Origin of the sequence: Shinella sp. H4-D48 (genome assembly GCF_022637395.1) — a bacterium.
Taxonomy (GTDB): Bacteria; Pseudomonadota; Alphaproteobacteria; order Rhizobiales; family Rhizobiaceae; genus Shinella; species Shinella sedimenti.
This window is the reverse complement of the sequence record NZ_CP093339.1, coordinates 311,519-328,494: the sequence shown is the minus strand read 5'-3', so window position 1 is coordinate 328,494 and position 16,976 is coordinate 311,519. Positions and strand designations below refer to the sequence as shown.

Here is a 16,976-nt window from a genome sequence, read left to right as displayed (position 1 = left end):
ACGCCCATGCAGACTTTCGATAACGCTTCTTCGGGCCCCATCGTATTGTCGATGGCCGAACGGATCATCGAGAACCGCGCCTATCTCAGTGAAATCGACGGCAAGATCGGCGATGGCGACCACGGTGTGAACATGGCCAAGGGTTTTGGCATGGCGGCCGAGCGCCTGAAGGGCACGGACGCCTCGCTTGCCAGTTCGCTGGATACGCTCGGCACGGTGCTGATGACGGAGATCGGCGGCTCGATGGGCCCGCTCTATGGCGTCATGTTCACGGAATTCGCCGAGACGATCGAAAGCGTGGAGAAGATCGACGCAGCCACCTACAGCAAGATGCTACATGCCGGCCTCGCCGGTATCCAGTCCATCGGCTCGGCCAAGGTGGGTGACAAGACGCTGCTCGACACGCTCGTGCCCGCGGTCGAAGCCTTCGACGCGGCAACGGCCGAGGGCAAATCGTTCGGCGCTGCGCTGGAAGATCTCGTCGCCGCCGCCGAAAGAGGCCGTGATTCGACGATCGATCTCGTGGCGAAGATCGGCCGCGCCAGCCGGCTGGGCGAACGTTCCCGCGGTGTGCTGGATGCGGGCGCGACGTCCTGCGCCATCCTACTCAAGGAATTGTCCGACGGCGCGCGCGCCCGTCTCGCCTGATAAACGGCACAGAAGTTCCTCCCGGGATGCGCGGCCTGCCCTTCGTGGCGGGTCGCGCACCGCTTTTTTGCCGAGGCATGTTGCAAACCGGCGGCGTTGCTTTCATCTTCGCCGCCATAACGGGGGACCGGCGAAACCGATGGCATTGAAGACTTCCGCGCCGCGCAAGGGTGTGGCCGGCCGCGCGAATGGTGCGGACGGTCTCGACGCGATACCCCTGCGCTACGGCGACGACCCCTATGTCTGGGCCTGCTGGCTCTATTACGAAGACGGCATGACGCAGGGCGAGATCGCCGAGGCGATGGGCGTGTCGCGCGCGACCGTCAACAGCTACCTCGCCGAGGCCCGCGAAAAGGGCATCGTCAACATTTCCATCGAGCCTGCGCGTCTCGCCTCACTCACCATCGCGCAGGAACTGAAACGCCATTTCGGTCTGGCCGACTGCCTCGTCGTGCCCAATGACGACGATACGCGCCCGCTGATCGGCAGGCTCGGCGCGGCCGGCGCGCAGGCGCTTTCCAAGATGATCAAGTCCGGCGACACGCTCGCCGTCGCCTGGGGCCGCACCATTCTTTCGGTCGGCGAGCATTTGCAGACGGGCCCGTTGCAGGACGTGACCGTCGTGCAGGCAACGGGCGGCACCACAGCAAGCTTCGCCTACACGCCCGAACTCACCGCCGCCGCCGTTGCGCGCGCCATCTCCGCGCGCTGCGTCAGCATTACCGCACCGGCCATCGTCGGCTCCGCGCAGATGCACGACATGCTTCTGGCCGAACCGCTGATCCGCGAACAGTTCGAAACGCTGGCGCGCGCCAACCGCGTCGTCTTCGGCATCGCATCGCTGCGTCCCAACTCGACCATCCACACCAGCGGTTTCTTCGAAACCGTGCCCTTGCAGCACTACCTCGCCAAAGGCGCCGCGGGCGTGTTGGCCGGCCGCTTCATCGATGAGCGCGGCCGCCCCGTCGCGGGCCCGCTGGACGACCGCACCATCGGCATCTCGCTCGACATGCTGCGCGACATTCCCACCCGTATCGCCATTGCCGGCGGTTTCGACAAGGTTCCGGCGCTGCTGGCCGCGCTGCGCGGCGGTTATGTCAACGTGCTGGTGACGGATGCGGCAACCGGCGCCGGCATCCTGCGCGCCGACGGCGTCACCAGCCTCGACGGAAAGCTCTCGCAGCGGCAGAGAAGCGTGCCGGTCGCCAACAGCTACCGCACCCACGTCAAGAAATTCCTCAACAATCCCAACGATGTTGTCGAGGAAATGCTGGACGGACTGATCGCCGCGCACAGGCCTTACATTGAGACGGTGGGCACATCCCGCCGGGCGCTCGTCGCGCGCAACGGTCCGCGTCCGGGAAAGGTCGGCCTCGTCATCGGCGGCGGCACGGGGCACGAGCCCTGCTTCGTCGGTTATGTCGGCAAGGGGCTGGCGGATGCGGTGGCGCTCGGCAATATCTTCTCCTCGCCGCCACCCGATCCCATCGTCAAATGCGCGGTCGCGGCTTCCGGCGGCGCGGGCGTGCTTTTCGTCTATGGCAACTATGCCGGCGACGTGATGAATTTCGAGATGGCCGCCGAGCTTGCGGAAGAACAGGGCATACCGATCCGCACCGTGCTGACGACCGACGACATCGCCTCCTCGCCCGTCGAGGACAAGGAGGGACGCCGCGGCGTGGCCGGCAACTTCTTCGTTTTCAAGATCGCCGGCGCGGCCTGCGACCGCGGCCTGACGCTCGACGAATGCGAGGCAATCACCCGCAAGGCGAACGACCGTACCTATACGGTGGGCGTGGCGCTCGAATCCTGCTCGATGCCGCAGACACGGCGGCACAATTTCGAGATCGGCCCTGACGACATGGAGCTCGGCATGGGCATCCATGGCGAGCCCGGCGTGTCGCGCGAGCGGCTGCGCACCGCCGACGAGATCGTCGATGCGATCATGGACAACATCTTCAAGGAGATGAAGGCGGAAGCGGGCGACAAGGTGGCGGTTCTCGTCAACTCCTTCGGCGCCACGCCGTTGATGGAACTGTATATCCTGTATCGCCGGGTGGAGCAGCGGCTCGCTGCCAAGAACATCGAGATCGAGGCCAACTGGGTCGGGCACTACTGTACCTCGCTGGACATGGTGGGCGCCTCCATATCGATCCTGCATCTCGACCGCCAGCTGACAGAACTTTTGTACCATCCGTGCCGGACGGCGATCCTGACCATCGATGGGCGTGAAACGAACGGAGCGGCGCGCGGCTGAGACCGTTTTGCCCAATGGGAGGAAGACATGTCTGAAACTGCGGCGCGGACCCTCGCCCGGATGTTCGAACGGATGTCCGAGGTGATCGAGGCGGAGAAGGACCATCTTTCCGAACTCGACGGCGCCATCGGCGATGGCGACCACGGCATTACCATGTCGATCGGCTTCAAGGCTGTGACGACGGCGCTGGCCGGCATGAACCTCGAAACGGCGAGCCCATCCGACGTGATGTCGACGGCGGCGAGCGGCTTTCTTGACGCCGTCGGCGCCTCCACCGGCCCGCTTTATGCAACGGGTTTCCGCCGCGCCGCGCAGGCTCTTGCAGGCCGTGACATGCTCGACCTACCGGCCTGCCGCGACATGTTGACAGCCATTTCAGAAGGTATCCGAGACCGCGGCAAGGCGCAGCGCGGCGACAAGACCATGCTCGATGTCTGGCTGCCGGCCGCCGAAGCCGCGACGGTCGCGGTCGCCAGCAACCTGCCCCGGCCCGCATTCTGGAAGGCGGTGGAGACCGCTGCGGAAAACGGCGCGGCCGCCACCGCCACCATGATCGCCACCAAGGGCCGCGCCGCACGCCTGCGCGAGCGCTCGCTCGGCCATGCCGATCCCGGCGCGGTCTCCGCCGCAGCCCTCATAAAGGCCATCGCCAGCCTTCAGCCCTGACCGCATGCGAGAGCGGGCGAGGCGCGGATGATCGGGCGCCGCGTGTCAGGCCGGAAGATGCAGTTCTCGCGCCAAAGCCCCGCCGCACGCGAAATCCGTTGCACAAAATCAATACCAGTTTAACATCAGAAAAAAATTCTGGTAAGGAATCGCCTTGAAGGCGCGCTTTTCATGACTGACCGACCGATCCTCGACTTCCTTGCCAATGAGCTGGCGGCCGCCAGCCGCGAACCCCTTTATCGGCAGCTGGAAAATGCCCTCAAGCAGGCGATTACTTCCGCGCAGATCAAGCGTGGCGGGGTCATCCCGAGCGAGCGGGTGCTCAGCCAGGAACTCGGCCTGTCGCGCGTCACCGTACGCAAGGCGATCGACGGGCTCGTATCGGATGGCGTGCTCGATCGACGCCACGGCGCAAAAACCATCGTCTCCTCCCGCCTGGAAAAATCGCTGGCGACGATGACCAGCTTTTCCGAGGATATGCGCTCACGCGGCCTCGAGCCCGGATGCACTTGGATTTCCCGTGAAATTTCGCGGCCTTCTCCAGCGGAAATGATGGCACTGGGGATTTCGGGAAGCGAAAAGGTGGTTCGGCTGCGCCGCCTGCGAACCGCGGACGGACAGCCGATCGCCATCGAGATGGCAACCCTGCCCGCGCGCTTCGTTCCCGAGCCTCAGGCCATAGGAGACTCACTCTACGAATATCTGGAGGCCGCAGGCGCCCTGCCCGTGCGCGCGCTGCAACGCATGCAGGCGAAGCCCGGCACTGACGAGGAACGACGGCTTCTCGCCGCCCCTGACGATGCCTCCCTCCTTATCATGGAGCGCCGCTGCTTTCTGGCGGACGGTCAGATCGTGGAGTTCACGCAGACCAAATATCGCGGCGATGTCTACGATTTCGTCATCGAACTGATGCGATAATACCAGTTTAAATCCTGTTGCCATCTGGTCTTGTTTTGCTACCATCCGGGCAATGACAGGAGATTGCCTCGTGCCACTTGATTTCAAATCCCTCGACAAGGGTCTGATCGTATCTTGCCAGCCCGTGAAGGGCGGCGCCATGGACCGGGCCGAGATGGTCGTCGGCTTCGCGCTGGCCGCGCTCGATGGGGGTGCAGCGGCATTGCGCATCGAATCGGCGGAATATGTTGCCGCGGTCCGCGCGGCCACCGACCGCCCGATCATCGGGCTGGTGAAGCGTGACCTTGACGACAGCCCCGTCCGCATCACCCCGTGGATCGAGGACGTCGATGCGCTGGCCAATGCCGGCGCCGACATCATCGCCTATGATGCGACACAGCGCCTGCGCCCGGTCGCGACCCGCACACTCGTCGAACGCATCCACGCGCACGGGCGCATCGCCATGGCCGACTGCTCGGTCCTGGCGGATGCCGAACAGGCGCTCGCAGAGGGCGCCGACGTGGTGGGGTCAACGCTTGCGGGCTATACCGGCCCGGTCGAACCCACCGAACCCGATCTCGCCCTGGTTGCCGCCATGCGCCGCCTGACACCGCATGTCGTCGCGGAAGGCAACATCCGCACCCCAGCACAGGCGCAGCACGCACTGCTCGCCGGCGCCGCCATGGTCGTCGTCGGCTCGGCCATCACGCGGCCGGAATATGTCACGTCTTGGTTCCGCTCGGCGCTCGACACAGCGCTCGCCGGACAGGAGGTCTGACTCCATGGCGCGCTCCGACACGACCCTCGCCCTTGATATCGGCGGCACCAAGATGCTCGCCGCGCTGGTGCGTGGGAATGTCGTGAGCGAAACCCACACCATGGCCACCCCACGCAATGGCGACCCGGAGGCCTGGCTTTCGGCGCTCTTTGAAGCAATTGAAAGCTGGCGCGGGCTTTACGATACCGTCGGCGTCGCCGTTACCGGGATCATCGATTCGGGTCACTGGTCGCCGCTCAACCGACGGACGCTCGACATCCCGGATCGCTTTCCGCTCATCGAGACCGTATCAAGGCTTTCGTGCGCCGCAAGCGTGTTCGCGGCCAACGATGCGCAGGCCGCCGCCTGGGGCGAATATGCCTTCGGCGCCGGCCAGGGGCATGACCTCGTCTTCCTCACCATCTCCACCGGGATTGGCGGCGGCATCGTCGTGAACGGCCGTCTGCTCGGCGGGCTCGCCGGCCATTTCGGCCAGTTCCGCAACCTCGACGAGGAAGGCCGCGCGCTGGAAGACAAGGTCTCCGGCCATTGGATCGCCACGGAGGCTGCACCCCACCGGCCGGGCGCGACCGCACGCGATGTGTTCGAAGCTGCCGCAGCCGGTCATGGCTGGGCTGAGGCCATTATCCACGCCTCGGCGCGCCAGACGGCGCTTTTGTGCGGCAATATCCAGCTCGCGCTCGACCCTGTCCGCATCGTCATCGGCGGCGGCATCGGTCTTGCGCCCAGCTATCTCGAATCCGTCCGTCAGGCCCTGGGAGGCCTGCCGCCACGGCTCACCCCGCAGCTTCACCCCGCCGCACTCGCCGAAAAGGCGGGCGTCGTTGGAGTAGCGGATCTCGCAAGACGTCAAAATTAACCTGAGGGAGAACCAGAACATGACCTTTGCCAGAATGAAGAAAGGCGGCCTGATCGCCGCTGCGATCGCCACCCTGCTGGCCGGCCCCGCCTTTGCGAAAGTGACCGTGCTCGGCTGGCCGGGCGGCCCGGAAGAAGCCGCATTGCGTGCCGCCGCCGACACCTACAATGCCAAGCCCGATGTGAGCGACGACAACAAGGTTGAGCTGCTGTTCTTCAACCGCGACGGCTTCTGGGACAAGCTGCAGGCCGACCTTGCCGCCGGCTCAACGGCCTTCGACGTCAACCTGCTCGCCACCTATTCCATCGGCCGTTACGCACCGTTCATGGAGCCAGTGGAACTCTCGGGCGAAGCCAAGGTGGTCTATGGCGACCAGGTTCTCACCACCATGCAGTATGAAGGCAAGCAGTTCGGTGTGCCGACAGACCTTTCGCTGCATTTCATGTACTACCGCAAGGACCTGATCGACGCGCTGCTGAACGACGATGGCGCCAAGGCGAAATACGCGGAAATCGCTGAAAAGCACCTCGGCAAGAAGCTTGAGCCGAAGAACCCCGATGAGTGGACGTGGGACGACTATGCCGCGACCGCGCTCTACTTCACCCAGGCAGTGAACCCCGACAGCCCGACCCGCTACGGCACCGTGCTGCAGCTTAAGAACCTGCTCTTCAACATGATGGTGTTCCAGTCGCTGCCGCGCGCCTATGGCGGCAACTGGATGGATGAAGCCGGCAAGGTCACGGTGGATTCGGAGGCTTACCGCAAGGGTCTCGAAACCTACAAGATGCTCTACGACGCCGGCGCGACGCCGCGTGACTCGCTTTCCTACGAGTTTGCCGAAGCCAATGCGGCCTATGCCTCGGGCCAGGTTGCGGCGATGATGCAGTGGAACGCGGCTGCGTCCGAACTGATGTCGAAGGACAAGTCGCCCACCGTCGGCGAGGTCACGGAGGCCATCGCCCCGCCGGCTGGCCCCGAAGGCCGCTTCACCCATATCCACGGCCTCGGTTTCGGCCTCAACAAGAATGCCGCCAACAAGGAAGGTGCAAAGGCCTTCATTTCATGGCTGTCTTCGAAGGAGGCGGCACTCGTCTATGCCAGGAACAGCGGTGCACCCGCTTTGACACCGGAAGTCGTCAAGGACGTTGCAGCCGAGCGGCCGGACCTCGTCAAGCTCGGCGAGTTCGCCGGCAAGTACGGCTATGTCATGAACGGCGGCACCTCGGCCAAGGCGCTCTCGGTCTATGAGCTCCAGGCCAAGGAGTTCACCGGCTACTGGTCGGGCCAGCAGTCGCTCGACGACGCGCTGAAGAACACCGAAAAAGGCATGGCTGAACTGCTCAAGTAAGGCCATTACCGGCGGTGGCCCTTCGGCGGCCGCCGGTTTTATCGTGGCGATGGCGATGAGGCCATCGTTGGGTTCCGGAAAGACCGAACCAGGATCGATCGATGACAACGAAAACGCATCGCAGCCCCGCATCCGAATTCCGCCTGCTGACGATGCCGCTGGTCGTGTTCCTGCTCGTCTTCCTGGGCTTTCCGGCCATCGTCAACCTTGTCTATTCGGTCTCCTCGGTCAGCTTCGAGACGTTGCGCAGCCCTGAAATCACCGGCTTTAGCAACTTCGTTGCAGTCTGGAACGATGGTGCCTTCTGGCAAGCGAGCTGGTTTTCCTTCCGCTTCGGCCTGCTCACCGCACTACTGGAATGCGGGCTCGGCCTGTTCCTTGCCATCTTCCTGGCACCGCTCATTGAAAGACGCAGCTGGCTGATGGCGATCCTCATGCTGCCTCTGATGGTGGCGCCAGCGCTGGTCGGCCTGATGTACCGGCTGGTGCTGCACGAATTCGCCGGCCCGGTACCCTATTACCTGTGGACGTGGTTCGGCGCGAGCCTCTCCTTCCTCGGGCCCGGTTCGGCCTTCTGGACGCTGGTGACCGTCGAGACGCTGCAGTGGACGCCCTTCGCGTTCCTCCTGTTCTACATGGCCTATCAGGCAATCCCCCGCGAGATCATCGAGGCTTCGGCGATGGATGGTGCACGCTACCGCCACCGGCTCTGGTATATCGAGCTGCCGCTGATGGCGCCGACCATCGTCGTGGCCCTGCTCATCCGCTTCATCGATGGCTTCCGCGTGTTCGACAATGTCTATGTCCTGACCGGCAGCGGTCCCGGCGGGTCCACCGCCTCGCTCTCCATCTATATCTATGAGGCCTTCTTCAAGCAGGGCGCTATCGGCAAGGCCGTCGCCGCATCCGTCGTTCTGTTCATCGCCTCGTTTGTCGTGCTTTACGGCCTCAACACCATCGCCGCCCGCCGCAAGGGAGCTGCCCGATGATCAACATCCTGCGCTGGATCGTCTTTGCCATCGCCGCCATCGCGATGAACTTCCCGATCATCGTGACCCTCGTCACCTCCTTCAAGAGCCCACGCGAACTCACGTCCAATCCGGGTCTCTGGGTTCAGGCGCCGACGCTTGACAACTATGCGACTGTTTTCACCGTTTCCGACCGGCTGAACATCTTCCTCTATCTCGTCAACAGCCTTGCCGTTGCTGCTCTCGGCACGCTGCTTGCCGTAGCGCTGGCGCTTCCCGCCGCCTATGCCATCGCGCGGGGCAAAGTCGGTGAACGCACGCTGCTGCCGCTCATCGTCAACTTGCGCGCCGTGCCGCTCGTTATCTTCGCTATCCCGCTTTACATGATGTTCCAGTGGCTCTCGTTGCTCGATACGCGGCTGGGCCTCGGCCTCATCCTTACCATCGTCAACCTGCCGCTCGCGCTCGTCATCCTCGTCAACGCCATCAGAGACCTGCCGGGTGAACTCGACGAGGCTGCCTTGATGGACGGCGCGACGCGCACGCAGATCCTTTTGCGGGTCATCGCCCCGCTCTGCCGTCCGGCTATCGTGACAGGCGTAATCTTCGGCTTCATCACCGCCTGGAACGAGTTCCTCTTCGGCCTGATGCTGACGACATCCAATGCTGTGCCGATCACCGTCGGCGCGTCGTTCTTCTTCGCCGCCAGCGGCGGCGGCGTGCAGTGGGGCGTCGCCTCGGCCGTTATGATCGTGGGCGCCCTGCCGCCCATGCTGCTCGGCCTTCTCATGTATCGTCAGATCAGCGGCTCGATGACGGCGGGCGCGGTCAAGGGCTGAAACAGGTTCCCCGGAGGTTCAAATGGGTACGATTCTGCTGGAAAAGGCCGGAAAGCGCTATGGCGGCGTGGAGATCATGCGCGATCTCGACCTTGCCATCGCCGACGGGGAATTCGTCGTCATCGTCGGGCCATCGGGCTGCGGCAAGTCCACGCTGCTTCGCATGATCGCCGGCATCGAGGAAACCACTTCCGGCAGAATCCTCATCGACGGCCGCGACGTGACGAAGGCGCCGCCGGTGGAACGCGAGCTCGCCATGGTGTTCCAGTCCTATGCGCTCTATCCGCACATGACTGTGCGCCAGAACATGGGCTTCGGCCTCAAGCTCGCCAAGCTGCCCGCCGCGTCCATCAAGGCCAAGGTGGACGCGGCCGCCGAGGCGCTGAAGCTCACACCCCTCCTCGACCGCTATCCCAGGCAGCTTTCCGGTGGCCAGCGCCAACGCGTTGCCATCGGCCGCGCCATTGTGCGCCAGCCCACCGCATTCCTGTTCGACGAGCCGCTCTCCAACCTCGACGCGGCCTTGCGCGTCGATATGCGGCTTGAGATCGCGAGACTTCACCGCACGTTGGGCGCAACCATGGTCTATGTCACCCATGACCAGGTGGAGGCGATGACGCTCGCAGACCGCATCGTCGTGCTGAAAGACGGGCACATCATGCAGCATGGCAGCCCGCACGAACTCTACGAGCGGCCGGCCAATCTCTTCGTCGCGCAATTCATCGGCAGTCCCAAAATGAACGTGCTCGACTGCAAAGCCGCAGGCGACGGCACGCTCGATCTTGCCGGTGAAGGCCGCATCGACCTTGCCTTCTCGGGCGCGCCGACCCGCCTCGGCGCACGCCCGGAACACCTGCAGCTCGTTTCACCCGAAGCCGGGCATTGCCGGGGCACGGTCGAGGTCGCCGAATATCTCGGCGCAAGCACCAGCGTCTTCGTGCGCAACGACCGTCTCGGACTGGTCAACATCAACGCACCCGCCGATACGCCTGTGCGCATCGGCGAAACAGTCGGCATCGCCATCGATGCCGACCGTGCGTCGCTCTTCGGAGCGGACGGCGCAAGCCTTGAAAGACGCGCGGGTTAGGCGGACGCTCTACAGGATCGCGAAGGGCGTTCCGGGTGAGCCGGTTGCGCCCTCGATGGCAAGCGGCGCGAAGCCGTAGACGAACTCATAGCGCCCGGCCTCGGCGATCGGGTCGAGGTTCATGCCCTCATGAAGATAAATCCCGTGCCGCATGATGAGATGCTGGTGGCACGGCAGCACGATATCGGGATCAACCGGCGGCACCACGTCGATTGCGAAATTGTCGGCGCCGACGATGACCGGCTGGAGCGCGGACAGGTATTCCGCTGCCTCGAGCCCGAGACCGGGCTCGCCATCGTACCACGTTTCGGCCTCCGAAAAGAAACGCGAGCCGTGGCCGGTGCGGATCAGGACTACATCGCCCGGCGACAGCCAGTCGTCGGGGTTCATGCCCTGTCGCACAAGGCATTGGCGCAGATGGTCCGGAGTGATCACGAAGCCGTTTTCGAGCGGCCGACCGAAAAGCCCCTGCACATCGAGCAGGACCGCCCGGGTGAAGAAGATCGGCGCCTTCTCGATCCCGAGCTTCTTCAGGCCGTAGGGCGACCAGATCTCGGAGAGCTTGTTGCCGTTATAGACCAGCGTATCGCAATGGCCGCACGGATAGGTCACCTGGTGACCGAGATGGCCGAGCGCATCCATATGCGTGCCGATCTGGCCGATTTCCGTGCAGATGAAATCGTCGTTCCATACGGTGCGGCTTACTGCGCCTTCCGGGCCGCCGGTCGGACCACCTGGCATTTTGAGCCCGAAGGTGCGGCCGGGCGAAAGCGGCATGCCGACGCGGTAGGGAAAGCCGAGGGAAATCGTCTCACCGGTGCGGATCAGGTCCCGCGCCTGCAACACCTTGTGCGGCCCGAGCAGGTTGCCGGCGCCTCGCTCGTCGTCGGGGCCCCAGCGGGAGGGGAACCATTCGGTCCCGAGGGCGGGATTGATCTTGTCCGTCATCGTCTCGGCCTCATGCTGTTAGGGCGCGTGCCATGCGCCTGCGCCGGGTCACGTAACCGATAGCAGCTTCGGCGATGATGACGAAGATGAGCAGCGCGCCCGTCGCGAGGCTCTGCATCCAGAAGGGTGCGCCGAGCGCGGCGATGCCGCTCACGAGAAAGCGGATCGTGAAAAGGCCGATCAGCACGCCCAGGATGCTGCCGCGCCCGCCCGCAAGCGCGATGCCGCCGATAAGGCAGGCGGTGACCGCTTCAAGCAGGACAGCTTCGAAACCAAGCGGGCTGGCGCTGCCGGTACGGAAGGAAAGCAGCGCGCCGGCGAGGCCCGCAAGCGCCGCGGAAATCGAAAAGGCCACGATAATGGGGCGACGGATCGAGACGCCGGCCGCGCGGGCCTCGCCCCTGCCGCCACCGATTGCGAAAATCTCGCGCCCCCACAGCGTGCGCCGGCTGAAAAAGTCGACCAGCAGCACCAGGACCAGAAGTGTCGCCGAGGGGATGGAAAAGACGAAGAACTTCGCCGACAGGAAATCCGTCTCGGCAATGTTTTCGAAGGGGATGAGAACGGTCTTCTCGTTCGAGACGACGAGGGTGAGGCCGCGCAAAGCGATCAGCGTGCCGATCGTGAAGACCATCGAGCTGATGTTGAGCTTGTAGATGCAATACCCCTGAAGCGCACCGAGCAGGCCGCAGAACAGGACCACGATCACAAGCGCCGGCACCATGCCGTAGGGGAAAAGCTGGATCGACAGGATGCCGGCAAAGGCCGCCATCGAACCGACGGAAAGATCCATCTCGCCTGCGATCATCGTCAGTCCCACGCCGATGGCGATGATGCCGGCGAGGACCGCACTGTCGAGAAGCGCGGCGATACCGGGTTGCGAGTAATAGCTCGGAATGCGCGCCGCGAGGATGAGGTAGACCGCGATCATGAGCCCTAGGCGGGCGAGGTTGCTTTTCGTTTCCGACGTCATCTCAGCGTCCCCGTCCCTGAAGAATGTGGAAAAGGCTGATGGAGGCGATCACCAGCAGGCCGACGATCGTCATGCGAACGCCGGCACTCAAGCCATGCAGCAACATGAAGTTCTGCAGGAGCGCGATCAGCACGGCGCCGAGCGCGGCCTGGAGCGGCGTTCCCTTGCCGCCGCGAAGCGCGATGCCACCCACCAGCACCGCGGCGATATAGTCGAAGTCGTATCCCATGAAGAGATCCGCCTTGGCCTGCGAGAACTGGGACACCGTCATGATCGCCATGATCGCCACGCCGATTGACAACGCGGCACAGGCGATGGCGGTGACGAGGCCGACGCGAAGGCCGCTTGCTACCGCCGCCTTGGGATTTGCCCCGCAGAGCACGATTTCACGACCGATCTTGAAGTGGCGGATGACGAACCAACTGAGGAGCGCAGCGATGATGAAGGCCCAGCTCTGCGTGGGGATACCCAGGGGCCGCGCCGTGCCGAGCCAGAGCGCCGCTTCGCTTTCGATGCGCAGGATGGAGTTGCCGCTGAAAAGCGCCGCCAAGCCGCGAAAGACGGTTCCGAAGGCGAGCGTCGTGATGATCGGATTGCCGATGAGCGAGATCGCCAGGCTCTGTGCAAGCCCGCAAAACACCGCAAGGCCCAGCGTCAGGACAAGGCCGGCTGCGAAGCCGAAGGCGGCCGTCAGAAGCGCGAACAGCACAGCGAGCAGGGCGCCAAGCGCACTTGCCGACAGGGCGAACAGATTACCGGAAATCGTGATGTAGCTCATGCCGATCGCGACGATGCCGGTGAGAGAAGCGGCGCGGATCACCACGAAGATATTGTCGACCCGCGCGAAACTCGGTGTCGTCACGCTCGCGACCACAAGCAGAACGAGAATGGCGATAAGCCCGTAGGCCGTCTTGGGGATGGTGAATTTCGCGCGTTGCGACGCGTCCTGGCTTGTCATGGCGGTTCTCATGCTTGTGCCCGTCAGGCAGCTTCGCTGGCGCGCGTCACATCGCGCGTAAGGCTTTCGGCGGTGACATCGTCCGCATTGCAGATGCGCACCAGTTCGCCATGGAAGAAGGAGGCGATCCGGTCGGCGAGGCCAAGGACCTCCTGCGTATCGGAGGAGGCGAAGATGATCGACAGGCCTTCGTCGGCAAGATTGCGAAGATTGTTGTAGATTTCGGAGCGTGCGCCCACGTCCACGCCGCGCGTCGGCTCCTCGACAAGGAGGATTTTCGGGTCGAGCCCGATCCATTTGCCGAGCGCAACTTTCTGCTGGTTGCCGCCGCTGAGATTGCCGGCGAGGCGACCGAGAAAGCGCTCGCCAAGGCCGAACTGCCGCGCGATGCGCGTCACGTGCTCGCCTTCGAGCGCCGGCGACAGCAAGCCGAAGCGGCTGACGGCCGAAAGCGCGGGCGCCGAGAGGTTTTCCGGTACGGAGCGGACGGCGAAGATGCCATCGCGCTTTCGGTCATCGGAGCAATAGAGCACCTTGCGCGCAATGCTGCCGGCGATGCCGGAGGGCGCGTAGGCACTGCCCTCGAGCGTCACCGAGCCAGATTGGATGGGCGTTACGCCAGCCAGCATTCTGAGAACCGCCCCGGCACCGCTGCCGACCTGCCCGGCCAGAGCGAGGATCTCGCCTCTGCGCAGCGACAGGGAAACGGGTGCCTTGAGACCGCTTGCCCGGCATGCATCCAGGCGAAGGATTTCCTCTCCGGCATGGGCGGCCCGCGGCGGAAACATCTGGCCGAGCTGGCGACCGAGCATGGCTTCGATGAGGTCGCCGATGGACAGTCCCGCGGTTTCGACGGCGGGAAAACTCTTTCCGTTGCGCAGCACCGTGACCTTCTGGGTGAGGTCGAAGACCTCAGGCATGCGGTGCGTGACATAGATGATGGCGCAGCCTTCTGCCGCCAGGGTGCGGACCGCGGCCTTAACACGCACGATTTCCGTCTCGGAGAGCGCGGCCGTCGGCTCGTCGAGGATAGCGATGCGCGCCTTGCGCGACAGAAGGCGCGCGATTTCGACCAGCTGGCGCTCGGCCACCGAGTGCTCCTCGGCAAGCGACAGCGGATCGATATGGTCGAGGCCGACCCGCGCCAGATAGGGCTTCGCCCGACGTGCCAGCGAGGCGGCGGAGCGGAAGAAGCCGAGGGTTTCGTCACCCAGGAACACATTCTCGGCAACGCTGAGGCTTTCGACGATGGAAAGCTCCTGCGCCACATAGCCGATGCCCGCCGCCTGGGCATGGCCCGGCGAGCGGATGGAGACCGTCGCGCCATCGATGGAAATCGTCCCGCCGTCGGCGGGCTCGATGCCGGCGAGTATCTTCACGAGCGTGCTCTTGCCCGCGCCGTTTTCGCCCATCAGCGCCATGACCTCGCCCGCCTCGACGGCAAGGTCCACGTCCTCGAGCACCCGCGTCGGGCCATAGCTCTTAACAATCCCGCTCATTCTGAGCATCGCGTTCTCCTCCCGGGAAGCGCCGCGTCACAAGACGCGGCGCTGTCTGCATCAGAAATTGCAGAGCTGGTCTGCCGTCTTGCCCCAGAGCTTCGCTGCGTCATAGGCGGCCTGGCTGTTGGCAACCGCAGGGTTGGGCAGGAAGTTGTACTTGTAAAGCGGATCGGCGTCGGAGGGCGGTGCATCCGGCGTGCCTTCCAGGTAGCTCTCACCGTCCACGACCTTGCCCTGCACGACGAACTTGCCGAGCGCCTGCATGGCCATCCAGCCTTCCCAGTAACCGGACTGGATCGCCGTGCCGGCGATCTCGCCGCTCTTCACATGCTTGGAATCGCCATGGCAGGTTCCGCCGACGATGAAGATGTCCTTGCCCGGCGTCAGGCCGTTCTCGCGTGCGGCCTGCGCGGCGGCACCGGCAAGCGAGTCGTTCTGGGTGTAGAGCCAGGTCAGCTCGCCCTTGCGAGCCGGGATGATCTGCGCCGCAACCTTGTAGCCCTCGTCCTCGAGGAAACCTGCCGTCGGCACGACATCGACCACGTCGAGCTTGCCCTTGACCGCATCCTCGAAACCGGTTGCGCGGTCATCGCCAGCCGAGACGCCGGCCGGGAAGCGGATGATGGCACCCTTGTCGCATTTTGCGTCGGCCTTGGCGCAGGCGTCCAGCAGGATTTCGGCCGCGGTCTTGCCACTCAGGAAATCGTTTGCGCCGGCATAGGCCGTCCAGTACGCTTCCGTGCCCTTGATGGGATACTGGTTGGAGACGATGACCGGCGCGCCGGACTGCGAGAGCGCGCGCAGCGAACCGACGCCGGCCGCATTCTCGAAGGGCCACCAGATATAGCCGGCGACCGTCTCGCCGGATGCGAGCTGCTGCTGCACCTGGCTGTCCTGTTCGGACTGGTTGAAGTTGTTCTCGATCACCTTGATGTCATAGCCGAGTTCCGCGGCCTTTTCCTTGGCACCAAGCTGGAACTGCCCAATATAAGGATTCGTGCTGGACGGCACGAAAACCACGACCGTGCCCTTGCTGTCGGCGTACGCGGCCGTCGCCATCAGGCCGGCGAGCATGGAAGCCGCCAGCGTCATCGAAATACGCAATTTCATAGTACCCTCCCTCGGCATAAGCCGTAGCGACCGCCTCGCGGTCCTTCCTCATTCACCTTCCGTCGCAACCGACGGAAAGTCATGTCTCCACGGGTTTCCCAACCCGTGAATTCAGATTCCCCCACCCTCGCCAAGCGATCCGAAATGCCGGATCATCCGCTCGACGTCGGGGGCAACGCCTGTGAACAACTCGAATGCTCCGACGGCCTGATAGACCGCCATGCCGCCGCCGTTGACGACGCGGCAGCCACGCTGCGCGGCAGCCTGAAGCAGCGCGGTCTCAAGCGGGAAATACACGACCTCGGCGACCCAGTGCCGTTGCTCGAGAAGATCGGGATCGATCGGCAGGCCGGGATGGCCCGCCATGCCCGTGGGCGTCGCATGGGCGAGGCCGTCGGCCTGCCGCAAGGCCTGCGCCATGTCTTCACCCGCCTCGAACCGGCAGGCGGCATGATGCGGCGCAAGCTGCGCGACGAGCCTTGCGGTGCGCTGCGGATCGATATCGAAAACCCGGATGGCCTGCGCACCGAGCGTCGCAAGCGCATGGGCTACGGCGACACCGGCACCGCCCGCACCAATCAGCACGACATCGCCGACGTTAGCCTCGGGCAGCCCCCTGCGAAATCCGGACGCAAAGCCCCACCAGTCGGTATTGTGGCCGATGCGGCGACCATTGCGGAACACGATCGTATTGATCGCGCCCAACGCCTCGGCATGCTCCGACAGTTCGTCGACTTCGTGGGTCGCGGCCTGCTTGCAGGGATGGGTGATGTTCAGTCCGGCGAAACCGTCTTCCTGCGCGCGCTGAATGAGCACGGGCAGCGCATCCGCGCCCACGCCCAGCACATCGAGATCGATGAGATCGTATCGGCACGCGATGCCGTTGCAGCGAGCTTCCTCGACATGCATGGCAGGGGTGCGCGACCGCTGGATTCCGCTTCCGATCAGGCCGGCATGCACCGTCCGGACGGCCGTTTGCGTAAGTGAAACCAATCTCCGCCCCTATGCCATTTCACGGGCATGCCGTCATGCCCGCCACCTCACTGACCCATGAAATGTACGAACTGGTTAGTGAAGTCAATTGGCAGATTCTGCTTTCCGGACGCGAACATAGAGAAAATTCGAGATGAAGGAATGC

At 64.2% G+C, this 16,976-nt stretch carries 16 protein-coding genes; 10 read left to right on the top strand and 6 right to left on the bottom strand.

Annotated features, from left to right (window positions below; translation table 11 throughout):
* Positions 1–6 precede the first annotated feature (6 nt).
* The 10 genes from dhaL (MNR02_RS22615) (at position 7) to MNR02_RS22570 (ending at position 10,347) form a co-directional block, all read left to right on the top strand.
* Positions 7–648, top strand: coding sequence for a dihydroxyacetone kinase subunit DhaL (gene dhaL / locus MNR02_RS22615; RefSeq protein WP_241949703.1), 642 nt, complete (start codon positions 7–9; stop codon positions 646–648).
* A gap of 139 nt (positions 649–787) precedes the next feature.
* Positions 788–2,905 (top strand): bifunctional sugar-binding transcriptional regulator/dihydroxyacetone kinase subunit DhaK, encoded by a 2,118-nt coding sequence (locus tag MNR02_RS22610; protein WP_241949702.1) that lies wholly within the window; start codon positions 788–790, stop codon positions 2,903–2,905.
* 27 nt (positions 2,906–2,932) lie between these two features.
* A complete protein-coding gene (gene dhaL, locus MNR02_RS22605) occupies positions 2,933–3,571 on the top strand; it encodes a dihydroxyacetone kinase subunit DhaL (RefSeq protein ID WP_241949701.1) in 639 nt (212 codons plus the stop codon).
* A gap of 171 nt (positions 3,572–3,742) precedes the next feature.
* Complete coding sequence (locus MNR02_RS22600) at positions 3,743–4,489, top strand: GntR family transcriptional regulator (protein WP_241949700.1); 747 nt, start codon at positions 3,743–3,745, stop codon at positions 4,487–4,489.
* A gap of 70 nt (positions 4,490–4,559) precedes the next feature.
* Complete coding sequence (locus MNR02_RS22595; protein WP_241949699.1) at positions 4,560–5,246, top strand: N-acetylmannosamine-6-phosphate 2-epimerase; 687 nt, start codon at positions 4,560–4,562, stop codon at positions 5,244–5,246.
* A 4-nt stretch (positions 5,247–5,250) separates the two neighbouring features.
* Positions 5,251–6,105, top strand: a complete 855-nt coding sequence (locus tag MNR02_RS22590; protein ID WP_241949698.1) for an ROK family protein — start codon at positions 5,251–5,253, stop codon at positions 6,103–6,105.
* A gap of 19 nt (positions 6,106–6,124) precedes the next feature.
* Complete coding sequence (locus MNR02_RS22585) at positions 6,125–7,453, top strand: extracellular solute-binding protein (RefSeq protein WP_241949697.1); 1,329 nt, start codon at positions 6,125–6,127, stop codon at positions 7,451–7,453.
* 101 nt (positions 7,454–7,554) lie between these two features.
* On the top strand, positions 7,555–8,442 hold the full coding sequence (locus tag MNR02_RS22580) for a carbohydrate ABC transporter permease (protein WP_241949696.1): 888 nt from the start codon (positions 7,555–7,557) through the stop codon (positions 8,440–8,442).
* Entirely contained in the window at positions 8,439–9,260 is an 822-nt protein-coding gene (locus tag MNR02_RS22575) for a carbohydrate ABC transporter permease (protein WP_241949695.1), read from the top strand. Before MNR02_RS22580 ends, MNR02_RS22575 begins: the two co-directional genes overlap by 4 nt.
* A 22-nt stretch (positions 9,261–9,282) precedes the next feature.
* Positions 9,283–10,347 (top strand): ABC transporter ATP-binding protein, encoded by a 1,065-nt coding sequence (locus MNR02_RS22570; RefSeq protein ID WP_241949694.1) that lies wholly within the window; start codon positions 9,283–9,285, stop codon positions 10,345–10,347.
* Between the two features lie 9 nt (positions 10,348–10,356).
* On the opposite strand, the gene MNR02_RS22565 is transcribed toward MNR02_RS22570, so the two are convergent.
* The 6 genes from MNR02_RS22565 to MNR02_RS22540 all read right to left on the bottom strand — a co-directional run bounded on the left by MNR02_RS22565 (position 10,357) and on the right by MNR02_RS22540 (position 16,831).
* Positions 10,357–11,295 carry a cyclase family protein gene (locus MNR02_RS22565; protein WP_241949693.1) on the bottom strand — a complete coding sequence of 313 codons (939 nt, stop codon included), beginning with the start codon at positions 11,293–11,295 and terminating at the stop codon, positions 10,357–10,359.
* A 10-nt stretch (positions 11,296–11,305) separates the two neighbouring features.
* Positions 11,306–12,268, bottom strand: a complete 963-nt coding sequence (locus tag MNR02_RS22560; RefSeq protein ID WP_241949692.1) for an ABC transporter permease — start codon at positions 12,266–12,268, stop codon at positions 11,306–11,308.
* 1 nt (position 12,269) lies between these two features.
* A complete protein-coding gene (locus MNR02_RS22555) occupies positions 12,270–13,226 on the bottom strand; it encodes an ABC transporter permease (protein WP_241949691.1) in 957 nt (318 codons plus the stop codon).
* 23 nt (positions 13,227–13,249) lie between these two features.
* Positions 13,250–14,734, bottom strand: coding sequence for a sugar ABC transporter ATP-binding protein (locus tag MNR02_RS22550; RefSeq protein ID WP_241949690.1), 1,485 nt, complete (start codon positions 14,732–14,734; stop codon positions 13,250–13,252).
* Positions 14,735–14,785: 51 nt separating this feature from the next.
* Positions 14,786–15,838 (bottom strand): sugar ABC transporter substrate-binding protein, encoded by a 1,053-nt coding sequence (locus MNR02_RS22545; RefSeq protein ID WP_241949689.1) that lies wholly within the window; start codon positions 15,836–15,838, stop codon positions 14,786–14,788.
* A gap of 111 nt (positions 15,839–15,949) precedes the next feature.
* A complete protein-coding gene (locus MNR02_RS22540) occupies positions 15,950–16,831 on the bottom strand; it encodes a shikimate dehydrogenase (protein ID WP_241949688.1) in 882 nt (293 codons plus the stop codon).
* Positions 16,832–16,976: the final 145 nt, after the last annotated feature.